Origin of the sequence: Sphingomonas sp. S-NIH.Pt3_0716, from assembly GCF_003950715.1 — a bacterium.
Lineage (GTDB): Bacteria > Pseudomonadota > Alphaproteobacteria > Sphingomonadales > Sphingomonadaceae > Sphingobium > Sphingobium yanoikuyae_A.
Map to the genome: position 1 here is coordinate 1 of NZ_QLJK01000008.1, position 20812 is coordinate 20812.

Below are 20812 nucleotides of genomic sequence, written 5' to 3' on the forward strand. Positions count from 1 at the left end.
GCGAGGGCCGCTGGCCCTCCTGCCTTTCGAAACCTGTTTCGAATGTTCTTACATCATCAGCCACTACGATACCCCTCGGATGAGGGGCAAAACATAGACAGATCAGCAGCTACGAAAATGTGGGGAGATTTTGGCGCTTACAGCCGATCTACGCCCCGCGCTTGGCCGCCTTGAACGCCTCGAAATCGAACGGCGTCACTGCGCCCGTTTCATCCTCCAAGGCTCGTAAGCTCTATCGGCCGCAGCACTTTTTGTACTTTACGCCAGAGCCACAGACGCATAGTTTATTTCTTCCTACTTTGGCGCGGGCTTTGGGTTCCGCAGTCGCCCTCGGAAACTCCGAGATCGTTTGTTTGCTCGCCTGCATTTGCGGCGTCCGGAAAAATCTCAGCTCCTCGTTAGCCTCCTCGTAGTAGGCCCGTCGTTCTGTGTTCCAGTCCTCAAATTCCATCAAAAGCAAATCTTCGGAGTTTGTTTTACCCGCGAACTTCGGCGCGTCAGTCGCAATGCCGATCACTCTCTTAATAGTCGGCATTCTGAGCTTTGCAGCGCCACACGCTATCTCAAGCATGCCGGAACGTACCTCCCGATAGGTCTCTGAATTTCGGAGATCATCTGAAGCTTTGAGCTGGAGGAACACGTACACCATGCCTTCGTAGAATGAGGGCATCAGCGAGACATTACGAACCAATGGCTCATCAGATTCCGGGAAGTTTCTTATCGACTTCAGCATGAAGTCGGAAAGGCCCCGCCGAGAAAACCGCGGCTCCATGGCCATGAAATGCAAGGCGCTCTTGCCGTTGAAAGGTTTGCTGTTTCCACCAAGCACACCTTTGAGCGCGTTGCTGGACGTGATCTGTAGCAAGCGATCCCAGAAATACGAAGTTTGGTTTGCCGCTTTGCGCCGCGCATATGGCTCGCTGCGCTCAAAATCAAACCACTCACCCTCGCCGATATGAACCGTATCGCACTCGTCGAGCGTACCGATCATATGACGGTTTTTCTTCTCGTCAAAATTGAGGAAGTAGTGCGCGATGACATCTTCCTCACCGCAATACGATAGGGAGTGACGCTGAATCGCTCCGATTTTTGCATCCAGATAAGCCGTGAAATCGAAGATCGTATCGAGTTCGGTCAGGGCGATTTCCAGATTCTCGGTATCGAGAATGTGGACGGGATGGTTCCGATCAATCTTCACGAAAAACGGGTGATCGCCCCCCTCGCCTTTCTCCTCGTAGGAGATCGCCAAGCTACCCGAAACGTTTGCCAAAGAAGCTCGCTTGCAAGCCTCTTTCACGCCATGCGCAACAACGATCTTATGGCACCGCACTTGGCCTGGATCGATAGGAATAGGAAATGGCTGTTTCTTCTGAGGATCCAGATAGATAGATCGCCCGGAACGAATGTACCTCTCTGCGCCGTGAGCGGTGGCAACCTGCTTGTCGATGACTTCCTTGCGCCAGCGTTTCCAAGCCAAATTAACGTCTTCTGGACTTTGGTCAAATCTCCGATTTTCTCGGTCGAAGAAAATCAGAACGTCATTCTGAAAGACGACGAGCAGGTCGCACAGTTCTTTTCCATCGTCGCGGCACGGATTAGGATAACTCCAAAGGCGCAAAAAGGTGCGGTCGCACAAATCCGCCAATAACCGCTCAGTGGGTGATACCCCTTCAGATTTTAAGATGGCCATGGCGGATCATATCACGGCTGGAACGGCACGTTCCAATAATTACGGCATACGTATCGGCGACGAAAGCAACCTTATCGCTTTAGGCGAAGTTGCGCAGGCTGAACGTCTGTTCGCTGCTCACGGAGCCCGAAAGCCGCCGGTCCGAAATCGCCACCTGTCCTACACCTCCCGCCCCATGATAGCCTCGCCGGCATGACCGACATGCCCCTTCTCCACTTCACCTCCGTCCCGATGCTGCGCCGGCGCGCGTCGGGCTGGTCGCCGGCCGCGCAGCGGGCCTTTATCGACATGCTGGCGCGCTGCGGCGTGGTGGCGCAGGCGGCGCGCAGCGTCGGCTGTTCGCCGCGCTCGGCCTATCAGCTGCGGCAGAAACAGGGGGCGGAGAGTTTTGCCGCCGCCTGGGACTGGGCGCTGGAGATGGGGCTGGACGCCGCCCGTGCCCAGGCGATCGCGCTGACCCGCTGCGCGCAGGTCCGCCCCATCGTCCGGCGCGGTGGTCGGCCATCGCCGCGCGCCCGACAATCGGGTGATGCTGGCGGCGATGCGCACCATCTGTGCCGAGCGCAGCGGCGCCCGCGCCGCCATGCCCCATCGCCAGCGCATCGCCCTGCGCGATCTGGTCGCGGAACTCTCGATCAGCGCGCCGGAGATCGACCTTGGCTGCATCGCCCGATTATTATGATCTGTCGCGAGTAGGAAATAAGATGTCGAAATGTGCGGGAAATATGCGAAGTTAAGCGAGCGATTTCCAACCCGGCGCCCCGCCGGATGACTCGGAAATCGCGCCAGCCGCGTGATTTCCTACGGAGACCCAATTCCCATGACGACCTCCCGCCGCGATTTCCTCGTCGCCGGCTCCTCCGCCCTTGCCCTGTCCGCCCTCCCCGCCCGCACCCTGGCGCAGGCGACCACCGCCGACGCCCGTGCCGAAACCCTGCTCGCCGGCATGGCCGAGGCGATGCTGGCCGATGCGCCCGAAACGGCGAGCGGCCTTGGCCTCGACACCGGCGCCCGCGCCCCGCTCAAAGCGCGCCTCGGCGACAAGAGCCCGGCCGGCCAGGCCCGGATCGCCGCCCATGTGAAGGATCGCCTGACCCAGCTGCGCGCCGTCGATCTCGACGCCCTGTCGCCAGCCACCCGCACCGATGTGGAGGTAGTGCGCGCCGCCCATGAACTGGCCGATGCCGGCTTCGCCTTCCCCTTTGGCGACATGGCGATGATGAACAGCAACTGGTCCTATCGCAACGCGCCCTATGCCGTCGCCCAGAATACCGGCGCCTTCATCGAGACGCCCGATTTCCTCGACGCCAATCACGCCATCGCCACCCCGGCCGACGCCGACGCCTATCTCGAACGCCTCACCCAATATGCCGCCAATCTCGACGGCGAGACCGAGCGTCTGAAGCATGATGCCGGCGTCGGCGTCGTCGCCCCCGCCTTCCTGCTCGACAAGACGCTGGGCCAGATGAAGGCGGTGCAGGGCCAGCCGATCGACCAGTGGGTGCCGGTCGCCTCGATCGCGCGCCGCACGAAGGATATGAACGGCGATTATGCCGCGAAGGCGCAGCAGATCACCCGCACCGCCATCGCCCCCGCCCTCGCCCGCCAGGCCGCCGAACTCACCCGCCAGCGCGGCCTTGCCACCATGGATGCGGGCGTATGGAAACTGCCGCAGGGCGAGGCTTATTATGGCTGGGCGCTGCAGGCCGGTACCACCACCACCCTGTCGCCCGACGCGGTGCATGCGCTGGGCCAGGAACAGCTGAAAGCCCTCCAGTCGGAAATGGACCGGCTGCTGAAATCCCTCGGCATGACCAAGGGGACCGTGGGCGAGCGGATGACGGCGATGGGCAAGGATCCGCGCTATCTCTTCCCCAATGACGACAAGGGTCGCCAGCAGATCCTCTCCTATATCGACGGGCGCCTGGCCGATATCCGCACCCGCCTGCCCCGCGCCTTCGCGACCCTGGTGCCGGCCAAGCTGGTGGTGAAACGGGTGCCGGTGGAGATCGAGGCCGGCGCGCCGGGCGCCTATGCCGGCGCGGGCACGATCGACGGCAGCGTGCCGGGCAATTATTATATCAATCTGCGCGATACCAGCATCTGGCCGCGCTACTCGCTGCCGACGCTTTGCTATCATGAGGGGATTCCGGGCCATATCTGGCAGGGCGAATATACCTACAAGCTCCCCCTGATCCGCTCCATGCTCGCCTTCAACGCCTATTCGGAGGGTTGGGCGCTCTATGCCGAGCAGTTGGGCGACGAGCTGGGCGCCTATGATGGCGATGTCGCCGGGCGGCTGGGCTATCTCCAGTCGATCGCCTATCGCTGCTGCCGCCTGGTGGTCGACACCGGCCTTCATGCCAAGCGCTGGACCCGCGAACAGGCAATCGGCTGGTTCGCCACCACCAACGGCTCCACGGTCGAGGATGTGCAGGGCGAGGTCGACCGTTATTGCGCCTGGCCGGGCCAGGCCTGTGGCTACAAGGTCGGCCATGGCGAAATCGTCCGCCTGCGGGCGCAGGCGCAACAGGCGCTGGGCGACAAGTTCGACTTCCGCCTGTTCAACGACGCCGTGGTCAAGGGCGGCGGCGTGCCGATGACCGTGCTGGCGAAAAATGTCGACGCCTATGTCGCCCAGAGGAAGGGGGCGTAACGGACACGTCCGTCAGTGGACATGACATCCTCCCCTGCAAGGGGAGGGGGACCGGCGAAGCCGGTGGAGGGGTGTCACGCTATCGATGGCATGACACCCCTCCGTCAGCACTTCGTGCTGCCACCTCCCCTTGCAGGGGAGGATGAAAGAGCAGCCGTCCTGCTGAACATCCACTGCGCCATCACAAAGAAAAAAGGGCCGGAGGATCGCTCCCCCGGCCCTTCCTATCTCTCTAACGTCAGCCCTTAGCCTACAAAGGCGCGCTCAATCACGAACTGACCCGGCGCCGCGTTGGAGCCTTCGGTGAAGCCCTGCTCCTCGAAGAAGGCCGCGAACTGCTTGATCATCTCCATGCTGCCGCACATCATGATCCGGTCGGTTTCGGGGTCGAACTTCGCCGCACCCGGAATCCCCTCGAACAGCTTGCCGCTCTCGACCAGCTTGTCGATGCGCTCATTGTTGGGGAATTCTTCGCGCGTCACGGTCGGCACATAATGGAACTGGCCGGCGGCCTGCTCCGATACCAGCGGGTCTTCGGCCCACTTGCCTTCCATCTCGTCGCGGAAGGCGAGGTCGCTCACGCGGCGCACCGAATGCACCACCACGACCTGCTCGTAGAACTCATACACGTCCGGGTCGCGCGGCAGGCTGAGAAACGGCGCCAGGCCGGTGCCGGTCGACAGCATGAACAGCCGCTTGCCCGGCAGCAGCGCGTCGGTCACCAGCGTGCCGGTCGGCTTGCGGCCCAGATAGATCTGGTCACCCGGCTCGATCTTCTGCAGCTTGCTGGTCAGCGGACCATCCTGCACCTTGATCGACAGGAATTCGATTTCCTCGTCCCAGGCGGGGCTGGCGATCGAATAGGCGCGCAGCAGCGGCTTGCCGTTATCGCCCTTCAGGCCGATCATGATGAACTCGCCCGAGCGGAAGCGGAAGCTTGCCGGGCGGGTGATGCGGAAGCTGAACAGATGCTCGTTCCAGTGCTTCACCGACAGCACGGTTTCCACGGAAAGCGCGCCGGTGGGTTCCAGAACCGGCTTTTCGATCGTCACGTCGGTCAAGACCTTATCCTTGCATTTCGTCGGCGCCGCCATGATCGGGCGGCGCTAGTTGCGGATCATTCGCAATAATGGTGTAGTCCGCAAATGGCCCCACCGCATCGCGAAGGCAAGGCCAAAAAAACTTGGGGGCGGCCAAGGGCCGGCTTTTGCCGGCCCGCCCTCGTGACCTCTCAGCCAAACAGGCCCTTGGCCAGGCCGCTCAGCTCATTGAGCGGATTGCCGTCGCCGTCGCGGTCCAGGAAGCCGCCGAGCTGGCCCAAAATCGCCTCCGGCCCGCCAAACTGGCCCAGCAGCTGCTGCAGCGCGTCGGCCGACACGCCATGCTCGGCCGCCGTCTCGGCCAGTGCCGACACGCTGGTCTCGCCGCTGCCGATCTTGGCGCCGATCTCGTTCAGCAGGCCCTGCATCTGTTCCGGCTCCAGCCCGACCTTCTGCGCGATCGCTTCCAGCCCGCCCAGATTGCCCATCAGATTGTCGAACATGCCCATGCTAATCTCCGCTGCCATGATAGGCAGGCAGCATAGCACCGCCGCGCGCCCCGCCAAAAGCAAAAGAGCCGGAGCGTTCCCGCCCCGGCCCCTTCACTACATTGCTGCGTCCGATCAGGCGCCCATTCAGGCCGCCGTCAGCGCCGCGCTGCGCACGCCATCGTCGACATGCTCCTCGAACTGGGCGAAATTGTCGACAAAGGCCTTCACCAGCGTCGCCGCCGTCGCGTCATAGCCGTCCTTGTCCGCCCACATCGCGCGCGGGTCGAGGATCTGGCTGTCGACGCCATTGACCGCCACCGGCACCTCGAACCCGAAATTGGGATCGGTGCGGAATTCGGCGCTGTTCAGGCTGCCGTCGAGCGCGGCGTTGAGCAGCGCGCGCGTCACCTTGATCGGCATGCGCTTGATCCCCGGCATCGTCGCCTTGCCACCAGCCCAACCGGTGTTGACCAGCCAGCAGGTGACGCCGCCCTTGTTGATCCGCTCTTTCAGCAGATTGCCGTAGACGCTGGGGTGGCGCGGCATGAACGGCGCGCCGAAGCAGGTCGAGAAGGTGGCGGTCGGCTCGGTCACGCCGATCTCGGTGCCCGCGACGCGCGCGGTATAGCCGGACAGGAAGTGATACATCGCCTGTTCCGGGGTCAGCCGTGCGATCGGCGGCAGAACGCCATAGGCGTCGGCGGTCAGGAAGATGATGTTCTTGGGCACCGGCCCCAGATTCTTCTCCGACGTGTTCGGGATGAAGTCGATCGGGTAGGAACCGCGGCTATTCTCGGCCAGCGAGTTGTCGTCCAGGTCGATCTCGCGGCTTTCCTCGTCGATCACGACATTTTCCAGCACCGTGCCGAAACGCTTGGTGGTGGCGAAGATCTCCGGCTCGGCCTCGGCCGACAGGTTGATCATCTTGGCATAGCAGCCGCCCTCGAAATTGAAGACCGCCTGGTCCGACCAGCCATGTTCGTCATCGCCGATGAGGGTGCGGCTGGCGTCGGCCGACAGCGTCGTCTTGCCGGTGCCGCTCAGGCCGAAGAAGACCGCAGTGTCGCCATTCGGGCCGATATTGGCCGAACAGTGCATCGGCATCACGCCCTTGGTCGGCAGCAGATAATTGAGGATGCCGAACACCGACTTCTTCATTTCGCCGGCATAGCGGGTGCCGCCGATCAGGATCAGCTTCTCGGTAAAGTTGACCGCGATCACCGTCTCACTGCGGCAGCCATGGCGGGCCGGATCGGCGACGAAGGTCGGCAGGTCGATGATGGTATATTCGGGTGCGAAATCGGCCAGTGCAGCCGCGTCGGGCCGCACCAGCAGCGTGCGGATGAACAGATTATGCCAGGCGAACTCGTTGATGACGCGCACATTGACCCGATATTCGGGCTGCGACCCGCCATAGAGGTCGGCGACATAGAGCTTGTCCTTCTCGCCCAGCGCCTTGAAGAAATCCTCCTTCAGCGCGGCGAAATGCGCCGGCGTCATCGGTACATTGGTCTTGCCCCACCAGACGGTGTCCTGCGTTTCGGCATCCTGGACGATGAACTTGTCGCTGGCGCTGCGGCCGGTATGCTTGCCGGTCTTGACGACCAGCGGGCCGTCCTTGGCCAAAATGCCCTCGCCATTGGCAAGCGCGGCCTCGACCAGCGGCGCAGTGCCGAGGTTCCAATACTGGGTGGCATGGGTGGAGATGCCCTGGTCGACCAGGGTGATTGAGGATTTGGCCTGCACGCCTTAGCTCCTGATGTAAAAAGTCCCTTAGTCGCTTGTCTTTTTATGCGACCGGCCCGTCCGGGAGCGCCGCGATCCTTGTCGCGCGGACATCCTCCCCTTCAAGCCATACCGGCATAGGGCTTTGCGTTACGGCCGTCAAATAGGGGCGAACCACAGCCCGTCCCGAAAAACGACGCACGGGTCGCAGCAACAATTGCAACGCCCCTTCCTTGCAGGCCCGGCGGCCATCGTCTAACGCTGGATGCCTTCACCCATTTTATCATGACGTTCCGGGACGCAGCATGACCGCAACCATCGCGCTGGTGGATGATGACAAGAATATCCTGACGTCGGTGTCGATCGCGCTGCAGACCGAAGGGTTCGTCACGCGCATCTACACCGACCCGGAAGCCGCGCTGAAGGCGCTGACCGAAAATCCGGCCGACCTTGGCGTGTTCGACATCAAGATGCCGCAGATGGACGGGCTGGAACTGCTGCGCCGCCTGCGCGAAAAGAGCCAGATGCCGGTCATCTTCCTGACCTCCAAGGCGGACGAGCTGGACGAGGCGCTGGGCCTGGCCATGGGCGCGGACGATTATATCTCCAAGCCCTTCTCGCAGCGGCTGCTGATCGCGCGCATCCGCGCCATCCTGCGCCGCGCAGAGATCAGCCGCACGCCCGAAGCCGCCGATGAGCCGCCATCCGATCCGATCGTGCGCGGCCGGCTGGAGATGGACCCGCCCCGCCACCGGGTGAAATGGGACGGCAAGGATGTGACGCTGACCGTCACCGAATTCCTGATCCTGGAAACCCTTGCTGCACGGCCCGGCGTGGTGAAGAACCGCAACCAGCTCATGGACGCCGCCTATCAGGACGACGTCTATGTCGACGACCGCACGATCGACAGCCATATCAAGCGGCTGCGTCGCAAATTCCGAGAGGTAGACCCTGACTTCAACGCAATCGACACGCTCTATGGCGCCGGATACCGCTTCTCCGAAGAATGAGGACGCACCGCTCGCGGTGCGCTGGTCGGGGCGATTGAGCCTCACCCCGCGCATCCTGGCGGTCAATGTCTTCGCGCTCGCCCTGCTGGCGGGCGGCTTCTTCTATCTGGACAGCTATCGCACGCGGATCGTCGACGATCGGCTGGAACAGTCGGCGCGCGAGCTGAAGCTGCTCGCCATCGGCCTGGAAAATGCGCCTGCCGACCGGCAGAATGCGCTGATCGCCGCCTATGCGCGCCAGACCGGCGACCGGGTGCGCCGCTATGACGCGGCTGGCAATCTGATGGCCGACAGCTTCGCCATGGATGCGCCGCGCTATCGACTGCGCCTGCCCTCGGAAGAGGAATGGCAGCGCCATGTCGCCCGCTTCCTCGACAAGGCGGTCGACCGCGTCGTCTCCGCCGATCGCCCGCCCAATTTCGAGGAACCCGCCGTCGATCGCGCCAGCGCCTGGCCCGAACTGGTGCTGGCCGCCAAGACGCGCCAGCCCCAGGCGATGAACCGCTACGCGCCCGATCGCACCTTCATGATCTCGGCCGCCGTCGCCGTGCGCGACGGCTCGGGCCTGCTCGCGACCGAAAATGCGCGCGACATCACCCGCATCGTCCGCGCCGAACGGCTGCGCCTGGGCATCGTGCTGGCCGCCGCCGTCCTCGCCTCTGTGCTGCTGTCGCTGTTCCTCGCCCGCACCATCGTCCAGCCGCTCCAGCGCCTGGCCCGTGCCGCCGTGCGCGTTCGCCTCGGCCGGGCGCGGGAGGTCACCGTGCCCCGCCTGCCCGAGCGGCGCGACGAGATCGGCATGCTCGCCCGCGCCCTGTCGGACATGAGCCATGCGCTGCGCCAGCGGATCGACGCGACCGATGCCTTCGCCGCCGACGTCAGCCATGAACTCAAGAACCCGATCGCCTCGCTCCGCTCCGCGCTCGATTCGCTCGAACGGGTGGACCGGCCGGACCTGCGCGACCAGTTGATGGCGATCGCGCAGGATGATGTCCGCCGGCTCGACCGGCTCGTCACCGACATCGCCGAAGCCTCCCGCATCGACGCCCAATTGTCCCGCACCCGGTTCGAGCCGATCGACCTTGGCCTGCTGATCGAGCGCATGGTGCTCGCCCGCGAAGCACGCGGCGTGCCGCGCGGCATCCGCCTCGCCTTCGCCCGCCCGCGCAAGGAAGTCGCCGTCGTTCTGGGCGAGGAACAGCGGATCGTCCGCGTGCTCGACAATCTGATCGACAATGCCATCTCCTTCTCGCCCGACGACGGGCTGGTCCAGATCATCGCCACCGTCGCCGACAATGAAGTGCTGGTCAGCGTCGAGGATGAAGGCCCCGGCGTGCCCGAGGGCGAGCGGGAGCATGTCTTCCGCCGTTTCCACAGCGTCCGCCCGGAAGGCGAGGCGTTCGGCAAGCATTCGGGTCTCGGCCTCGCCATCGCCCGCTCGATCGTCGAGGGGCATCAGGGCAAGATCAGCATCGCCGACCGCGAGGACAGGCTGAGCGGCGCCCGCTTCATCGTCCGCCTGCCCATGGCCGTGGAACGCGACCCCGGCATAATGTCCGAATGAAAGCAATAAGCTGTTCATTCCTGCTGGCCACAATGTGCCGCTGCGATGTCGCGTGAATCGACGCAATTCGATTTCCAACGCGGCGAACTGGGGCTAGAAGCAGGAAGGCAGGGGAACATGGTGCGGGCACTTTCATCAGAGACGCTTCACGCAACGACCGTCGCGATCGAGGGACGCTCGGTGCTGCTCTATGGCGCAAGCGGCATGGGCAAGTCCGACCTCGCCCTGCGCCTGATCGATCGCGGTGCGACGCTGGTTTCCGACGATTACACCCTGCTCAAGCGGGTCGACGGCCGGCTGATCGCCACCGCCCCCGAAACCATCAGCGGCAAGATGGAAGTGCGCGGCATCGGCATCGTGCCCGTCCCCCATGTCGGCGATTCGCCGGTCGCGCTGATCGTCGATCTGGCCGAAACGGTCGAACGCATGCCGATGCACGCTGCCACCCGTACCATCGCCGGGGTCGAAATTCCGCTGGTCGCCGTCGTCGCGCATGAGGCGTCCGCCCCGATCAAGGTCGAACTCGCGCTCAAGGCCCTGGGCAAGACATGAGCGATAGCGCGCCCAAGACCATCCTGCTCGTCTCCGGCCTGTCGGGCGCCGGCAAGACCACGGCGCTCAAGACGCTGGAGGATATGGGCTGGGAAGTGGTGGACAATCTGCCGCTGGTGCTGCTCGACCGCCTGCTCGACACGCCCCTGCCCGCCGGTCATGGCGGCGAGGATGACCGGCCGCTGGCGCTCGGCATCGACGCACGCACCCGCGGCTTCGACGCCAATGCTATCGTCCAGCGGATCAAAGCGCTGCGCGAACGCCATGGCCATGATATCGAGACATTGTTCCTCGACTGCTCGGGCGCCGAGCTGGAACGCCGCTATGCCGAAACCCGCCGCCGCCACCCGCTGGCGCAGGATCGCCCGGCCGCCGACGGCATCGCGCGCGAACGCGAACTGACCGAACCGCTGCGCCGCTGGTCGGCCCAGCTGATCGACACCACCAGCCTGTCGACCAATGCGCTGCAGCAGGAAATGCGCGCCCGCTTCGCCCGCGAACAGCTCTCCGACCCGGTGCTGACCATCCTCTCCTTCGGCTATTCGCGCGGCGTGCCGCGCAATGTCGACCTGATGTTCGACATGCGCTTCCTGCGTAACCCCTTCTGGGACGAGGATTTGCGCCCCAAGACCGGCCTCGACGCCGATGTCGCCGCCTATATCCAGGCCGACCCGGCCTATCAGGAGGCGCTGGGCAAGATCCAGGATCTGCTGACGACCCTGCTGCCGCGCTACGCCGAAGCCGGCAAAACCTATATTACCGTGGCTTTCGGCTGCACCGGCGGGCGCCATCGCTCGGTCCATGTCGCCGAACATGTCGCTAGATACTTGCAAGATGCGGGCTTTTCGCCCACCGTCTCGCACCGCAATATGGAATCAGCGCCCCAGGACAGTCTGGAGAAGCGCAGACCGGGAGGCCCGAAAGCAATATCATGACAAAGGTGGGCCGCGGAAGCAGATGATCGGACTCGTACTCGTCACCCATGGGTCGCTTGCGACGGAATTCGTCGTGGCCATGGAACATGTCGTGGGACCGCAACAGCAGATCGAAACGATCTGCATCGGGCCGGAAGATGACATGGAATTGCGCCGCGCCGACATCGCGGCGGCGGTCGCGCGCGTCAATGACGGCGCCGGCGTCATCCTGCTGACCGACCTGTTCGGCGGCACCCCCTCCAACCTCGCCATCTCGCTGCTCAAGGCCGGCGAGATCGAGGTGATCGCGGGCATCAACCTGCCCATGCTCATCCGCCTGGAAAGCGCCCGCAAGGTGATGGACGTGCGCGCCGCCGTCGCCGCCGCCCGCGAAGCAGGCCAGAAATATATCAGCGTCGCATCGGAATTGCTGGGCAGCACCTCATGAATGATATCAGCCGGGAAGTCAGGATCAGCAACAAGCGCGGCCTCCACGCCCGCGCCAGCGCGAAATTCGTGACCCTGGCCAGCGGCCTGCCCGCCCAGATCACCGTCAGCAAGGATGGCAGCGAAGTCACCGGCACGTCGATCATGGGTCTGATGATGCTCGGCGCCGCCATGGGCGACAGCATCACCATCAGCGCTGCCGGCCCCGACGCGCATGACAGCCTTCACCAGCTCGTCGCCCTGGTCGAAGACAAGTTCGGCGAGGAATAGGCGCGACCAGCGGCCGCGTTGCCGCGACGGGTTCCCATCCCGACATTGACGTCACGGCCCCGCCGCCCCATCTTGCGACATAGGGCGACCGCTGATCGGGAGGCAGCATTCGCCACCGGTTCAAGTGGATAGGCGCCATGCTCGACACGAAATTGAACGACGAAGCCGCCCGCCTGGCCGCGCTCGGCCGCTATGAAATTCTCGACACCCCGCCCGAGCCCGCCTTTGATCGCATCACCCAGCTTGTCCGGTCGATCCTGGGCGTGCCGATGTCGGTCGTGTCGCTGATCGACGGCGATCGCCAATGGTTCAAGTCGCGCACCGGCATCGACGCGACCGAAACCCCGCGCGACATCGCCTTCTGCAACCACACTATCCGCGACCGTGTGCCGATGGTCGTCCCCGATGCCTGTTCCGACCAGCGGTTCAGCAGCAATCCGCTGGTCACCGGCGATCCCAACATCCGCAGCTATGCCGGTGTCCCGCTGGCGACGCCCGACGGCTATAATGTCGGCACCCTCTGCGCGATCGATACCGTGCCGCGCGAATTTGATCCCGGCCAGATCGCCATCCTCGAAAATCTCGGCGCTCTGGTGGTGGAGCAGCTGGAACTGCGCCGCATCGCCGAGCGCGACCATCTGAGCGGCGCCCTCACCCGCCGCGCCTTCGTGGCGGAAATGGACAAGCATATCGCCCTCTTCCGCCGTTATGCGCGTCCGGCCAGCCTGCTGCTGTTCGACATCGATCATTTCAAGCGGGTCAATGACACCCACGGCCACCCGGCCGGCGATGTCGTGATCCGCGAGGTCGCCGCCTGCTGCGACCGGACCAAGCGCCCGAACGACATATTGGGGCGGCTGGGCGGGGAAGAGTTCGGCGTGCTGCTCCCCGAGAGCAACGCAGCGCAGGCCGGGGCTGCCGCCCAGCGTTTCTGCGATGCCATCGCCGCGCTGGAAATCGCCCACATCCCGCCGCTGCGCGTCACCGCCAGCTTCGGCATTGCCGAGATCGGGCCGGACCGGATCAGCAGCGACGCCTGGATCGCCGCCGCCGATGCAGCCCTCTATGCGGCCAAGCATGGCGGTCGCAATCGCGTGGTCATCGCGAAAACGGACGCCGCCCAGCCCGACTGACACCGAAAGGCTGTCCTTTTTCCCATTCCCTCGATAGAGAGGCCGCTTCGTCCGCACTGGTCGCGGACCAGAAGGCAGGACGCAGAACGTGGCACGCGAAATCACCGGTTTTTCCAACCCGCTGGTCAAGCGCGTGCGCTCGCTGCGGGAAAAGAAATATCGCAAGGCCGAAGGGCTGTTCCTCGCCGAAGGGCTGCGCATCCTGACCGAAGCGCGCGAGGAAGGCGTGCTGCCCGAAATGCTCTTCCATGCCGGCTCCACCCACCCGCTCGCGCTCGACCTGATCGACGCGATCGAGGCGGACGGCGGCGACGTGATCGAAACCACGCCCGACATCCTGTCCAAGATCAGCGGCAAGGATAATGCCCAGGCCGTGGTCGGCGTCTATCGCGACCGGCTGACCCCGCTGGAAAAGCTCGATCGCAACATCGCCGACATCTGGATCGTCGCCCAGTCGCTGCGCGACCCCGGCAATCTCGGCACCATATTGCGCACCGGTGACGCGGTCGGTGCCGGCGGCCTCATCCTGATCGACGATTGCGTCGACCCCTTCTCGGTCGAATCGGTGCGCGCCAGCATGGGCGCCCTGTTCACCCAGTCGATCACCCAGGCCCGCTGGGGCGAATTCATGCACTGGCTGCGCCAGGGGCCGGGCGAACTGATCGGCACCAGCCTGAAAGCGACCCAGGATTATCAGGAGCCGAGCTATCAGAGCCCCAGCTTCCTGCTGGTCGGCAATGAGGCGCAGGGCCTGCCCGAAAGCTACGAAGCCGAATGCGACCAGCTGGTGAAGATGCCGATGCTGGGCAAGGCCGACAGCCTGAATGCCGCGGTCGCGACGGCGGTCATGGCCTATGAGCTGCTGAACCAGAAACGACGGAAATAGAGGCGAATGTCATCATCCTCCCCTGCAAGGGGAGGTGGCAGGGCGAAGCCCTGACGGAGGGGGGTCGCCCTATTGCGCGCGGCAACACCCCTCCACCATTTGCCAGGCAAATGGTCCCCCTCCCCTTGCAGGGGAGGATGGCGGCGCGAAGGGATTGAGAAGGATGGGGGCGATGACGAAGACGAGCGGCATGGGCGCAATGTGGCTGCACAAGCGGGTGCTGGCAGCGAGCCTCATCGGCACGGCGGTCGAATTTTACGACTTCTACATCTACGCCACCGCCGCCAGCCTGATCTTCCCCTCGCTCTTCTTCCCGGCCTCCTCGCCCTCGGCGCAGTTGATGGCTTCCTATGGCAGCCTCGCCCTCGCCTTCCTCGCCCGGCCGCTCGGCGCCGCCGTCTTCGGCCATTATGGCGACCGCATCGGGCGCAAGGCGACGCTCGTCACCTCGCTCATGCTGATGGGCGGCTGCACATTGCTGATCGGCTTCCTGCCGACCTATCTCATGATCGGCTTCTGGGCGCCGCTGATCCTGTGCGTGCTGCGTTTCGGCCAGGGCTTTGGCCTGGGCGGCGAATGGGGTGGCGCGGCGCTGCTGGCGGTCGAGAATGCACCCGAAGGCTGGCGCGCCCGCTTCGGCATGTTCCCGCAGCTGGGCGCCCCGGTCGGCTTCATCGCCGCCAACGGCCTGTTCCTGCTGCTCGGTGCCTTCCTCACCGATGCGGAATTCTTCGCCTGGGGCTGGCGCCTGCCGTTCCTGGGCAGTTCGGTCCTGGTGATCCTCGGCCTCTGGGTTCGCCTCAAGCTCACCGAGACGCCCGAATTCGCCGCGGCGCAGCAGGAAGCACCGCCGCCCGCCGTGCCGCTTGCGACCCTGCTCTCGACCCATCTGGGCGCGGCCATCGCCGGCACCTTCGCCTGCGCCGCCTGCTTCGCCGTCTATTATATCGCGACCGCATTCGCGCTGGGCTATGGCACCACCGCGCTCAAGATCGACCGGGAAATCTTCCTCGCGATCCAGCTTGGCGCCATCCTGTTCATGGCGCTCAGCATCGTGATCGCCGGCTGGTGGTCGGACAGGAGCAGCCCGACCCGCGTCCTCGCCTGGGGCTGTGCCGGCACGCTGGTCATGGGCATCGTCTTCGGCCCGCTGATCGGCACCGCGGCGCTGTTGCCGATCTTCGTCGCGCTCAGCCTCGCTCTGTTCGTGATGGGCTTCATCTACGGCCCGCTCGGCGCCTATCTGCCCGCCCTCTTCCCGACCCAGCTGCGCTACACCGGGGCGTCCTTCGCCTTCAATCTGGGCGGCATCCTGGGCGGCGCGCTGGCGCCGATCGTCGCGACCTGGCTGATCGGGATGCAGGGTGTGGCGCTGGTCGGCCTCTATATGTCGGCGGCCGCGCTCATCAGCCTAGCGGGCCTGTGGTGGACCAGCCGCACCTGAATCAGATTGCCTTGCGCATCAGGATCATCGGCACGCCGCTATCCTCGAACGGGCGGACGTCGATGAACCCGAAGCTGCGATAGAGCGGCACGCCGGCCATCGTCGCCGACAATTCCAGCGCGGCAAAGCCCTCCTGCCGGGCGGCGGCCTCACACAGCGCCAGGATGGTCGTGCCGACCCCTTTGCGGACATGGTCGGGATGGGTGTACATCGCCCGCACCTTCGCCGCCTCGGTCGCGGGGTCTAGCATGCGGTCGTCGCGCCCGGCCGTGTGGTCGCCGCCATAGGCGGTGGCACGCCGGCTCCATCCGCCACATCCGGCGATCGCACCATCCGCCTCCACCACGAAATAGGTCCGGTCACCGATCAGCCGCCGGTCCAGCCCCATGAAGCCATGGCTGGCCTGCACCTGCGCAGCGGTCAGATAGGCCGACTGCAATTGCTCGATGGCCAGCGTCATCAGGGCGGACAAAGCGGGTTCGTCGGCGGCGGTCGCCAGGCGGTTGGTCAAGGACATGGCCCCTCCTGCAACGAAATCGGCCGGCCCCGCAAGGGACCGGCCGATCGGATCATGATGATGCGGGATCAGAACTTGAATCCGACCTTCGCATACCAGAAGCCGCCGTTGAAGCCGAAGGGCGATACGTCGGGATAGATGTCACCCGTGAAGCGACCACCCGTCGACGCATAGACAGGCCCCAGCCCGCCGGCGCGATTGTCATATTTGTCGGGATAGTTGCTGAACAGGTTCTGCGCGCCGGCACTCAGCGTGAAATTGTCGTTGAGCTGATAGCTGACTTCCAGATCGAACACGAACTCGCTGCCAAAGCTCTGATTGACATAGCTTTCGCCGTTCGCACCAGTGCCGTCGTCATAGACCTTGTACTTGCCATACCAGTTCGCTCGGCCGAGCACCGACAGCGCACCGCTGGTCCAGTTCTCGGTCAGGATCACGCGCGTCTTGGGCAGCGTATTCTGCAGCTGCATGATGCGCGTATCGCTGATGATCGGCGACCCGGTATCGGGGTCCAGCCCGACGCGGATGACCTTCGTCTTGTTGTAGTTCAAGGCCAGCGTGGTGTTGAACGTCCCCATGCTGTCGGTCGAGAAGCGATAGCTGCCGACCACGTCGACACCCTGGGTCCGGGTATCGAAGGCATTGGTCAAGAACTGCACCTCGTTGACCGTGGCATAGTTGGCCAGGCCCAGCGCCTGAAGTTCGGGCCGCTGATCGTCGGTGATCACCCGCGATCCGGTGGTGCCGATGCGGTCCTTCACCTTGATGTTGTAATAGTCGATCGTCAGCGACGCGCCGGGGGCTGGCGTGAACACCGTACCAGCCGAGAAGCTGACCGACTCTTCCGGCTTCAGCGGCACCGCGCCCAGATATTGGGCGACCGGGCTGGCGACCGGCAGCGTCATGAACTCGATCGCGTTGGGATTACCCGGATTGAAGGTGGTCGCGATGCTGCTGGTGTTGGTCTGGCCCGGCGTCGGCGCACGGAAGCCGGTCGACAGCGTGCCACGAACCGCGAACACATCCGGCACGATGGCGTAGCGTGCCGACACCTTGCCCGTGGTCGAATTGCCGAAGTCGGACAGATGCTCGTAGCGGCCGGCAAAACCCAGCGAGAAGGCTTCGGTGATGTCGCCTTCCACGTCGATATAGAGGCCCTTGGAATTGCGGCTGCTCTCACCCGCGATCGCCGGACCATAGCCGGGGAAGCCATTGGCCCCGACCGGCAGCGCGACCGAGAGCTGGCTGCCATCCGCGTTCAGCACCGGCGTGCCATCCTGATGGAAGACCAGGTTCCCCGTATAGGGCCCGATCGCATAGGAGGCCGCATCGCCCAGGCCCAGTTCATAGGATTCCCGGAAATACTGCCCGCCAAACGCAATCGTGATCGGGCTCGCCAGCCCGACTTCCCAGGGATAGCTGAAGTCCGCATTGAACAGCGTTTCGCGTTGTTCCAGCTTGCCGAGGTAGAATTCGGTCGGCGAGGTGATGCCCAGGGACGGGTTCATCGTACCGTTCATCGTATATTTCAGCGTCGACTGGCCATAGCTGCCCGACAGGTCATAGTTCAGGCCAAAGCCGAGCGTGCCCTTGTAGCCGACGGTGCCCGAAATATCGTCGATCTTGCCGAAGAAGATCGGCGTGAAGCCGCCCGAATAGACGCAGCTCCAGTTCTGGACCAGCGGATCGGAGCAATCCGACACCTGCGTATAATCCCGCGTCGTGGGATCATAATCGTTGGGCGCATAGACATTGCCGCCCGCCGCGCCGGTCTGGATGCCCGGCGTCGTATTGTCGAAATCGGTAAAATAGTCGTTGAAAATGCCGTTGAGGCCGAAATTGGCGGAATTGACCGACTGGCGATAGTTGAAGCTCTCTTCCTGGAAGCTGTGGCCATAATTGCCAAAGAAGTAGATGCTGCTTTCGTCGCCCAGGTCGAAGCCGCCATTCACGAAGAAGCGATAGGATTCCATCTTCGGATTGCCATAGCGCTGCGCCAGCTTGGGCACGCCGATGTCGGGCTGCTCCTGCGACAGTTCCAGCGCGCCGGGTCGGGTGACGCCGCGGCTGGTCTTGCCGGCGTTCACATATTCGCCGCTGATGTTGATGAAGCCATTGTCGCCCAGCTTGAAACCGCCGTTCAGCGCGACCTGATAATCCTCGCCATCGCCGCGATAATATTGGCCATAGCGGGCATAGCCCGAAATGCCGTCGGTATCGTCGCGCAGCGCCATGTTGATGACGCCGGCGATCGCGTCGGAACCATATTGGGCCGAAGCGCCGTCGCGCAGCACTTCGACGCTGCGCACCGCAATCGCCGGAATCTGCGCAAGGTCGGCCGAATGGGCGCCAGCGGACTGGGCGTTCGCGCCGATCTGGACCAGCGCGGAGCGATGCATGCGCTTGCCGTTCACCATCACCAGCGTCTGGTCGGGCGCCAGCCCGCGCAGGTTGGGCGGCCGGACGAAGGAGGAGCCGTCACCAATGGCATAGCGCGCCACCGAGAAGGACGGGACCAGGTTCTGGATCACCTGGTTCATGTCGGCGACGCCCTGCTTCTGCAGTTCCTCGCCGGAATAGACATCGATCGGCGTCGGCGATTCGGCGACGGTACGGTCGGTACGTCGCGTGCCCGTGACGATGATCGTCTGGCCGGGCGTTTCCGCTGCGGCCGCCTGAGGCGCAACATCCTGCGCAAGAACAGGCATGGAATAGGACAGTGCAATGGCAATCGCACTGCATGAAAACAGACCCTGATACTTCATCAAAAAGCCCCCTATTTCTTTTTTTAGAGACCTTTCGACACCCCCCTCTTCTTGTTGCCGGATGAGATCGGAATGGACGCAGTTATCCGTTCCTGAAATCGGAAATTTCAGTGCGTTTCACTCAGTAACATCTGGAAATATCAGGCTGGCATAATTGCATCGACTGCGAAATGGCCCTTTGGGCGGCCACAAAAATTTGTTCGCAAGCGCAATAATTCATGCCGTAAAACAGCGTGTCAAATCATTGTAACACAAAGAAAAAGGCGGCAACCCTGGGGGCCACCGCCTGTTTCATTTTTACAACTGTCAAGGACAGTTTTGAAGGATCAACCTTCGGTGCGGGTATCGCGGCGCTCGGCGATACGAGCGCGCTTGCCGGTGCGGCCACGCAGATAATAGAGCTTGGCACGACGCACGACACCGCGACGAACGACGGTGATCGAATCGAGGTTGGGCGAGTAGAGCGGGAACACGCGCTCCACGCCTTCGCCGAACGAAATCTTGCGAACGGTGAAGTTGCTGCCCATGCCCTTGTTGGAACGGGCAATGCAGACGCCTTCATAGTTCTGGACGCGGCTGCGCTCGCCTTCGACAACCTTCACGCCGACGCGCAGGGTGTCACCGGGACGGAAATCGGGGATTTCCTTCGCCAGGGCGGCAATGTTTTCGGCCTCGATCTGCTGGATCAAGTTCATGTAACTTAGTCCTTATTTTCGCGTTGCGCACCAGAGGGCGACTGGTCCCGAACGCCGATATGACGTTCCCAAAGGTCCGGCCGCCTTAGCCGTGTATCTGCCTCCGCCTGTTGTTTCCGCCAGGCGGCGATCTTCGCATGATCCCCCGATCGCAACACTTCGGGAATCCTGCGCCCCTCCCATTCGACTGGTCGGGTATAATGCGGATATTCGAGCAACCCCGTTTCAAAGGATTCCTCGACACCGCTGGAAGCGGCGCCCATTACACCGGGAAGCAGGCGGATGCAAGCATCCAGCAGCATCAGCGCGCCCATTTCCCCGCCGGACAGGATGATGTCGCCCATCGAGACCTGCTCGATCGGCCGGGCCTCGAAAATACGCTCGTCAAAGCCCTCGAACCGCCCGCACAGCAAGGTCACGCCGGGACCGTCCGCCAGCGCCCGGATCCGCGCCTGCGTGATCGGTTTGCCGCGCGGCGTCATCGCCAGGATCGGCAGGTCGGGCCGCTGCGCCAGTGCATGATCGATGCCGCGCGCCAATATGTCAGGCTTCAGCACCATGCCCGCCCCGCCCCCGGCCGGCGTATCGTCGACGGTGCGATGCTTGTCGGTCGCAAAGCCGCGCATCTGGATCGGATCGCACGACCATTTCCCCTCGGCCAGCGCACGCCCCGCGAGCGACACGCCCAGCGGCCCGGGAAACATCTCGGGATAGAGGGTCAGGATCTGGGCCGCAAAGCTCATCGCCGGCGCGCCCGCAGCCGGGCGGCGGACAGGCCGCCAATCAGGCAGAGCGCACCGCAGCCCATCATCACGAAGCCGATCATCCGCAGCATGTCGGCAAAGGGCCGTTCGGGATGCAGCATGCCCGGCAGCAGCACCAGCAGCGGCAGGGGACAGACCAGCCCGATCGCCACCAGCCCCTTCACCCAGAGCGGCCAGCCAAGGCCGAACAGCCGCCAGCCCCCGGCCAGCATCATCAGCAGATAGATTGCGGTCAAAATTTGCGCCATG

20 protein-coding genes are annotated in these 20812 nt (G+C 63.8%); 11 read left to right on the plus strand and 9 right to left on the minus strand.

Annotation, left to right across the window (positions count from 1 at the left end; genetic code table 11):
- Positions 1-232: 232 nt before the first annotated feature.
- Positions 233-1690 (minus strand): YecA family protein, encoded by a 1458-nt coding sequence (locus tag BRX37_RS07970; protein WP_125986205.1) that lies wholly within the window; start codon positions 1688-1690, stop codon positions 233-235.
- A gap of 493 nt (positions 1691-2183) precedes the next feature.
- On the opposite strand from BRX37_RS07970, the gene BRX37_RS27250 reads away from it, so the two are divergent.
- Positions 2184-2372, plus strand: coding sequence for a hypothetical protein (locus BRX37_RS27250; RefSeq protein WP_318276638.1), 189 nt, complete (start codon positions 2184-2186; stop codon positions 2370-2372).
- A gap of 138 nt (positions 2373-2510) precedes the next feature.
- Positions 2511-4346 carry a DUF885 domain-containing protein gene (locus BRX37_RS07980; RefSeq protein ID WP_125986207.1) on the plus strand — a complete coding sequence of 612 codons (1836 nt, stop codon included), beginning with the start codon at positions 2511-2513 and terminating at the stop codon, positions 4344-4346.
- Between the two features lie 245 nt (positions 4347-4591).
- Here the strand turns inward: BRX37_RS07980 and BRX37_RS07985 are convergent, their stop codons facing one another.
- From BRX37_RS07985 to BRX37_RS07995, 3 genes are all read right to left on the minus strand, one after another.
- Positions 4592-5440, minus strand: coding sequence for a ferredoxin--NADP reductase (locus BRX37_RS07985; RefSeq protein ID WP_097384258.1), 849 nt, complete (start codon positions 5438-5440; stop codon positions 4592-4594).
- A 137-nt stretch (positions 5441-5577) separates the two neighbouring features.
- Entirely contained in the window at positions 5578-5895 is a 318-nt protein-coding gene (locus BRX37_RS07990; RefSeq protein WP_004208078.1) for a hypothetical protein, read from the minus strand.
- 126 nt (positions 5896-6021) lie between these two features.
- Positions 6022-7623: a phosphoenolpyruvate carboxykinase gene (locus BRX37_RS07995; RefSeq protein ID WP_125986209.1), complete on the minus strand. Its 1602-nt coding sequence runs from the start codon at positions 7621-7623 to the stop codon at positions 6022-6024.
- A 284-nt stretch (positions 7624-7907) separates the two neighbouring features.
- Here BRX37_RS07995 and BRX37_RS08000 point away from each other — a divergent pair, with 284 nt between their 5' ends.
- From BRX37_RS08000 to BRX37_RS08040, 9 genes are all read left to right on the plus strand, one after another.
- Positions 7908-8612 carry a response regulator transcription factor gene (locus BRX37_RS08000; RefSeq protein ID WP_017501611.1) on the plus strand — a complete coding sequence of 235 codons (705 nt, stop codon included), beginning with the start codon at positions 7908-7910 and terminating at the stop codon, positions 8610-8612.
- On the plus strand, positions 8581-10176 hold the full coding sequence (locus BRX37_RS08005; protein ID WP_004208081.1) for a HAMP domain-containing histidine kinase: 1596 nt from the start codon (positions 8581-8583) through the stop codon (positions 10174-10176). Before BRX37_RS08000 ends, BRX37_RS08005 begins: the two co-directional genes overlap by 32 nt.
- A 117-nt stretch (positions 10177-10293) precedes the next feature.
- Positions 10294-10728, plus strand: a complete 435-nt coding sequence (locus BRX37_RS08010; protein WP_004208082.1) for an HPr kinase/phosphorylase — start codon at positions 10294-10296, stop codon at positions 10726-10728.
- The gene (rapZ, locus tag BRX37_RS08015; RefSeq protein WP_004208083.1) at positions 10725-11663 is read left to right on the plus strand and encodes an RNase adapter RapZ; all 939 of its coding nucleotides are present in this window, start codon (positions 10725-10727) and stop codon (positions 11661-11663) included. Before BRX37_RS08010 ends, rapZ begins: the two co-directional genes overlap by 4 nt.
- 22 nt (positions 11664-11685) lie before the next feature.
- Positions 11686-12090 carry a PTS sugar transporter subunit IIA gene (locus BRX37_RS08020; protein ID WP_004208084.1) on the plus strand — a complete coding sequence of 135 codons (405 nt, stop codon included), beginning with the start codon at positions 11686-11688 and terminating at the stop codon, positions 12088-12090.
- Positions 12087-12359, plus strand: coding sequence for an HPr family phosphocarrier protein (locus tag BRX37_RS08025; RefSeq protein WP_004208085.1), 273 nt, complete (start codon positions 12087-12089; stop codon positions 12357-12359). Before BRX37_RS08020 ends, BRX37_RS08025 begins: the two co-directional genes overlap by 4 nt.
- 137 nt (positions 12360-12496) lie before the next feature.
- Positions 12497-13492 carry a sensor domain-containing diguanylate cyclase gene (locus BRX37_RS08030; protein WP_125986211.1) on the plus strand — a complete coding sequence of 332 codons (996 nt, stop codon included), beginning with the start codon at positions 12497-12499 and terminating at the stop codon, positions 13490-13492.
- Positions 13493-13580: 88 nt separating this feature from the next.
- Positions 13581-14378 (plus strand): TrmH family RNA methyltransferase, encoded by a 798-nt coding sequence (locus BRX37_RS08035; protein ID WP_125986213.1) that lies wholly within the window; start codon positions 13581-13583, stop codon positions 14376-14378.
- Between the two features lie 172 nt (positions 14379-14550).
- Positions 14551-15822, plus strand: a complete 1272-nt coding sequence (locus tag BRX37_RS08040; RefSeq protein WP_125986215.1) for an MFS transporter — start codon at positions 14551-14553, stop codon at positions 15820-15822.
- A gap of 1 nt (position 15823) precedes the next feature.
- Here the strand turns inward: BRX37_RS08040 and BRX37_RS08045 are convergent, their stop codons facing one another.
- The 5 genes from BRX37_RS08045 to BRX37_RS08065 all read right to left on the minus strand — a co-directional run bounded on the left by BRX37_RS08045 (position 15824) and on the right by BRX37_RS08065 (position 20811).
- Positions 15824-16339, minus strand: coding sequence for a GNAT family N-acetyltransferase (locus tag BRX37_RS08045; RefSeq protein WP_004208089.1), 516 nt, complete (start codon positions 16337-16339; stop codon positions 15824-15826).
- Between the two features lie 68 nt (positions 16340-16407).
- Positions 16408-19104 (minus strand): TonB-dependent receptor plug domain-containing protein, encoded by a 2697-nt coding sequence (locus BRX37_RS08050; RefSeq protein WP_125986217.1) that lies wholly within the window; start codon positions 19102-19104, stop codon positions 16408-16410.
- Between the two features lie 326 nt (positions 19105-19430).
- Positions 19431-19799 (minus strand): 50S ribosomal protein L19, encoded by a 369-nt coding sequence (rplS, locus tag BRX37_RS08055; RefSeq protein ID WP_004208091.1) that lies wholly within the window; start codon positions 19797-19799, stop codon positions 19431-19433.
- Between the two features lie 5 nt (positions 19800-19804).
- Positions 19805-20542 carry a tRNA (guanosine(37)-N1)-methyltransferase TrmD gene (trmD, locus tag BRX37_RS08060; RefSeq protein WP_037507758.1) on the minus strand — a complete coding sequence of 246 codons (738 nt, stop codon included), beginning with the start codon at positions 20540-20542 and terminating at the stop codon, positions 19805-19807.
- Positions 20539-20811, minus strand: a complete 273-nt coding sequence (locus BRX37_RS08065) for a hypothetical protein (protein WP_010335523.1) — start codon at positions 20809-20811, stop codon at positions 20539-20541. Before BRX37_RS08065 ends, trmD begins: the two co-directional genes overlap by 4 nt.
- Between the last annotated feature and the right edge of the window lies 1 nt (position 20812).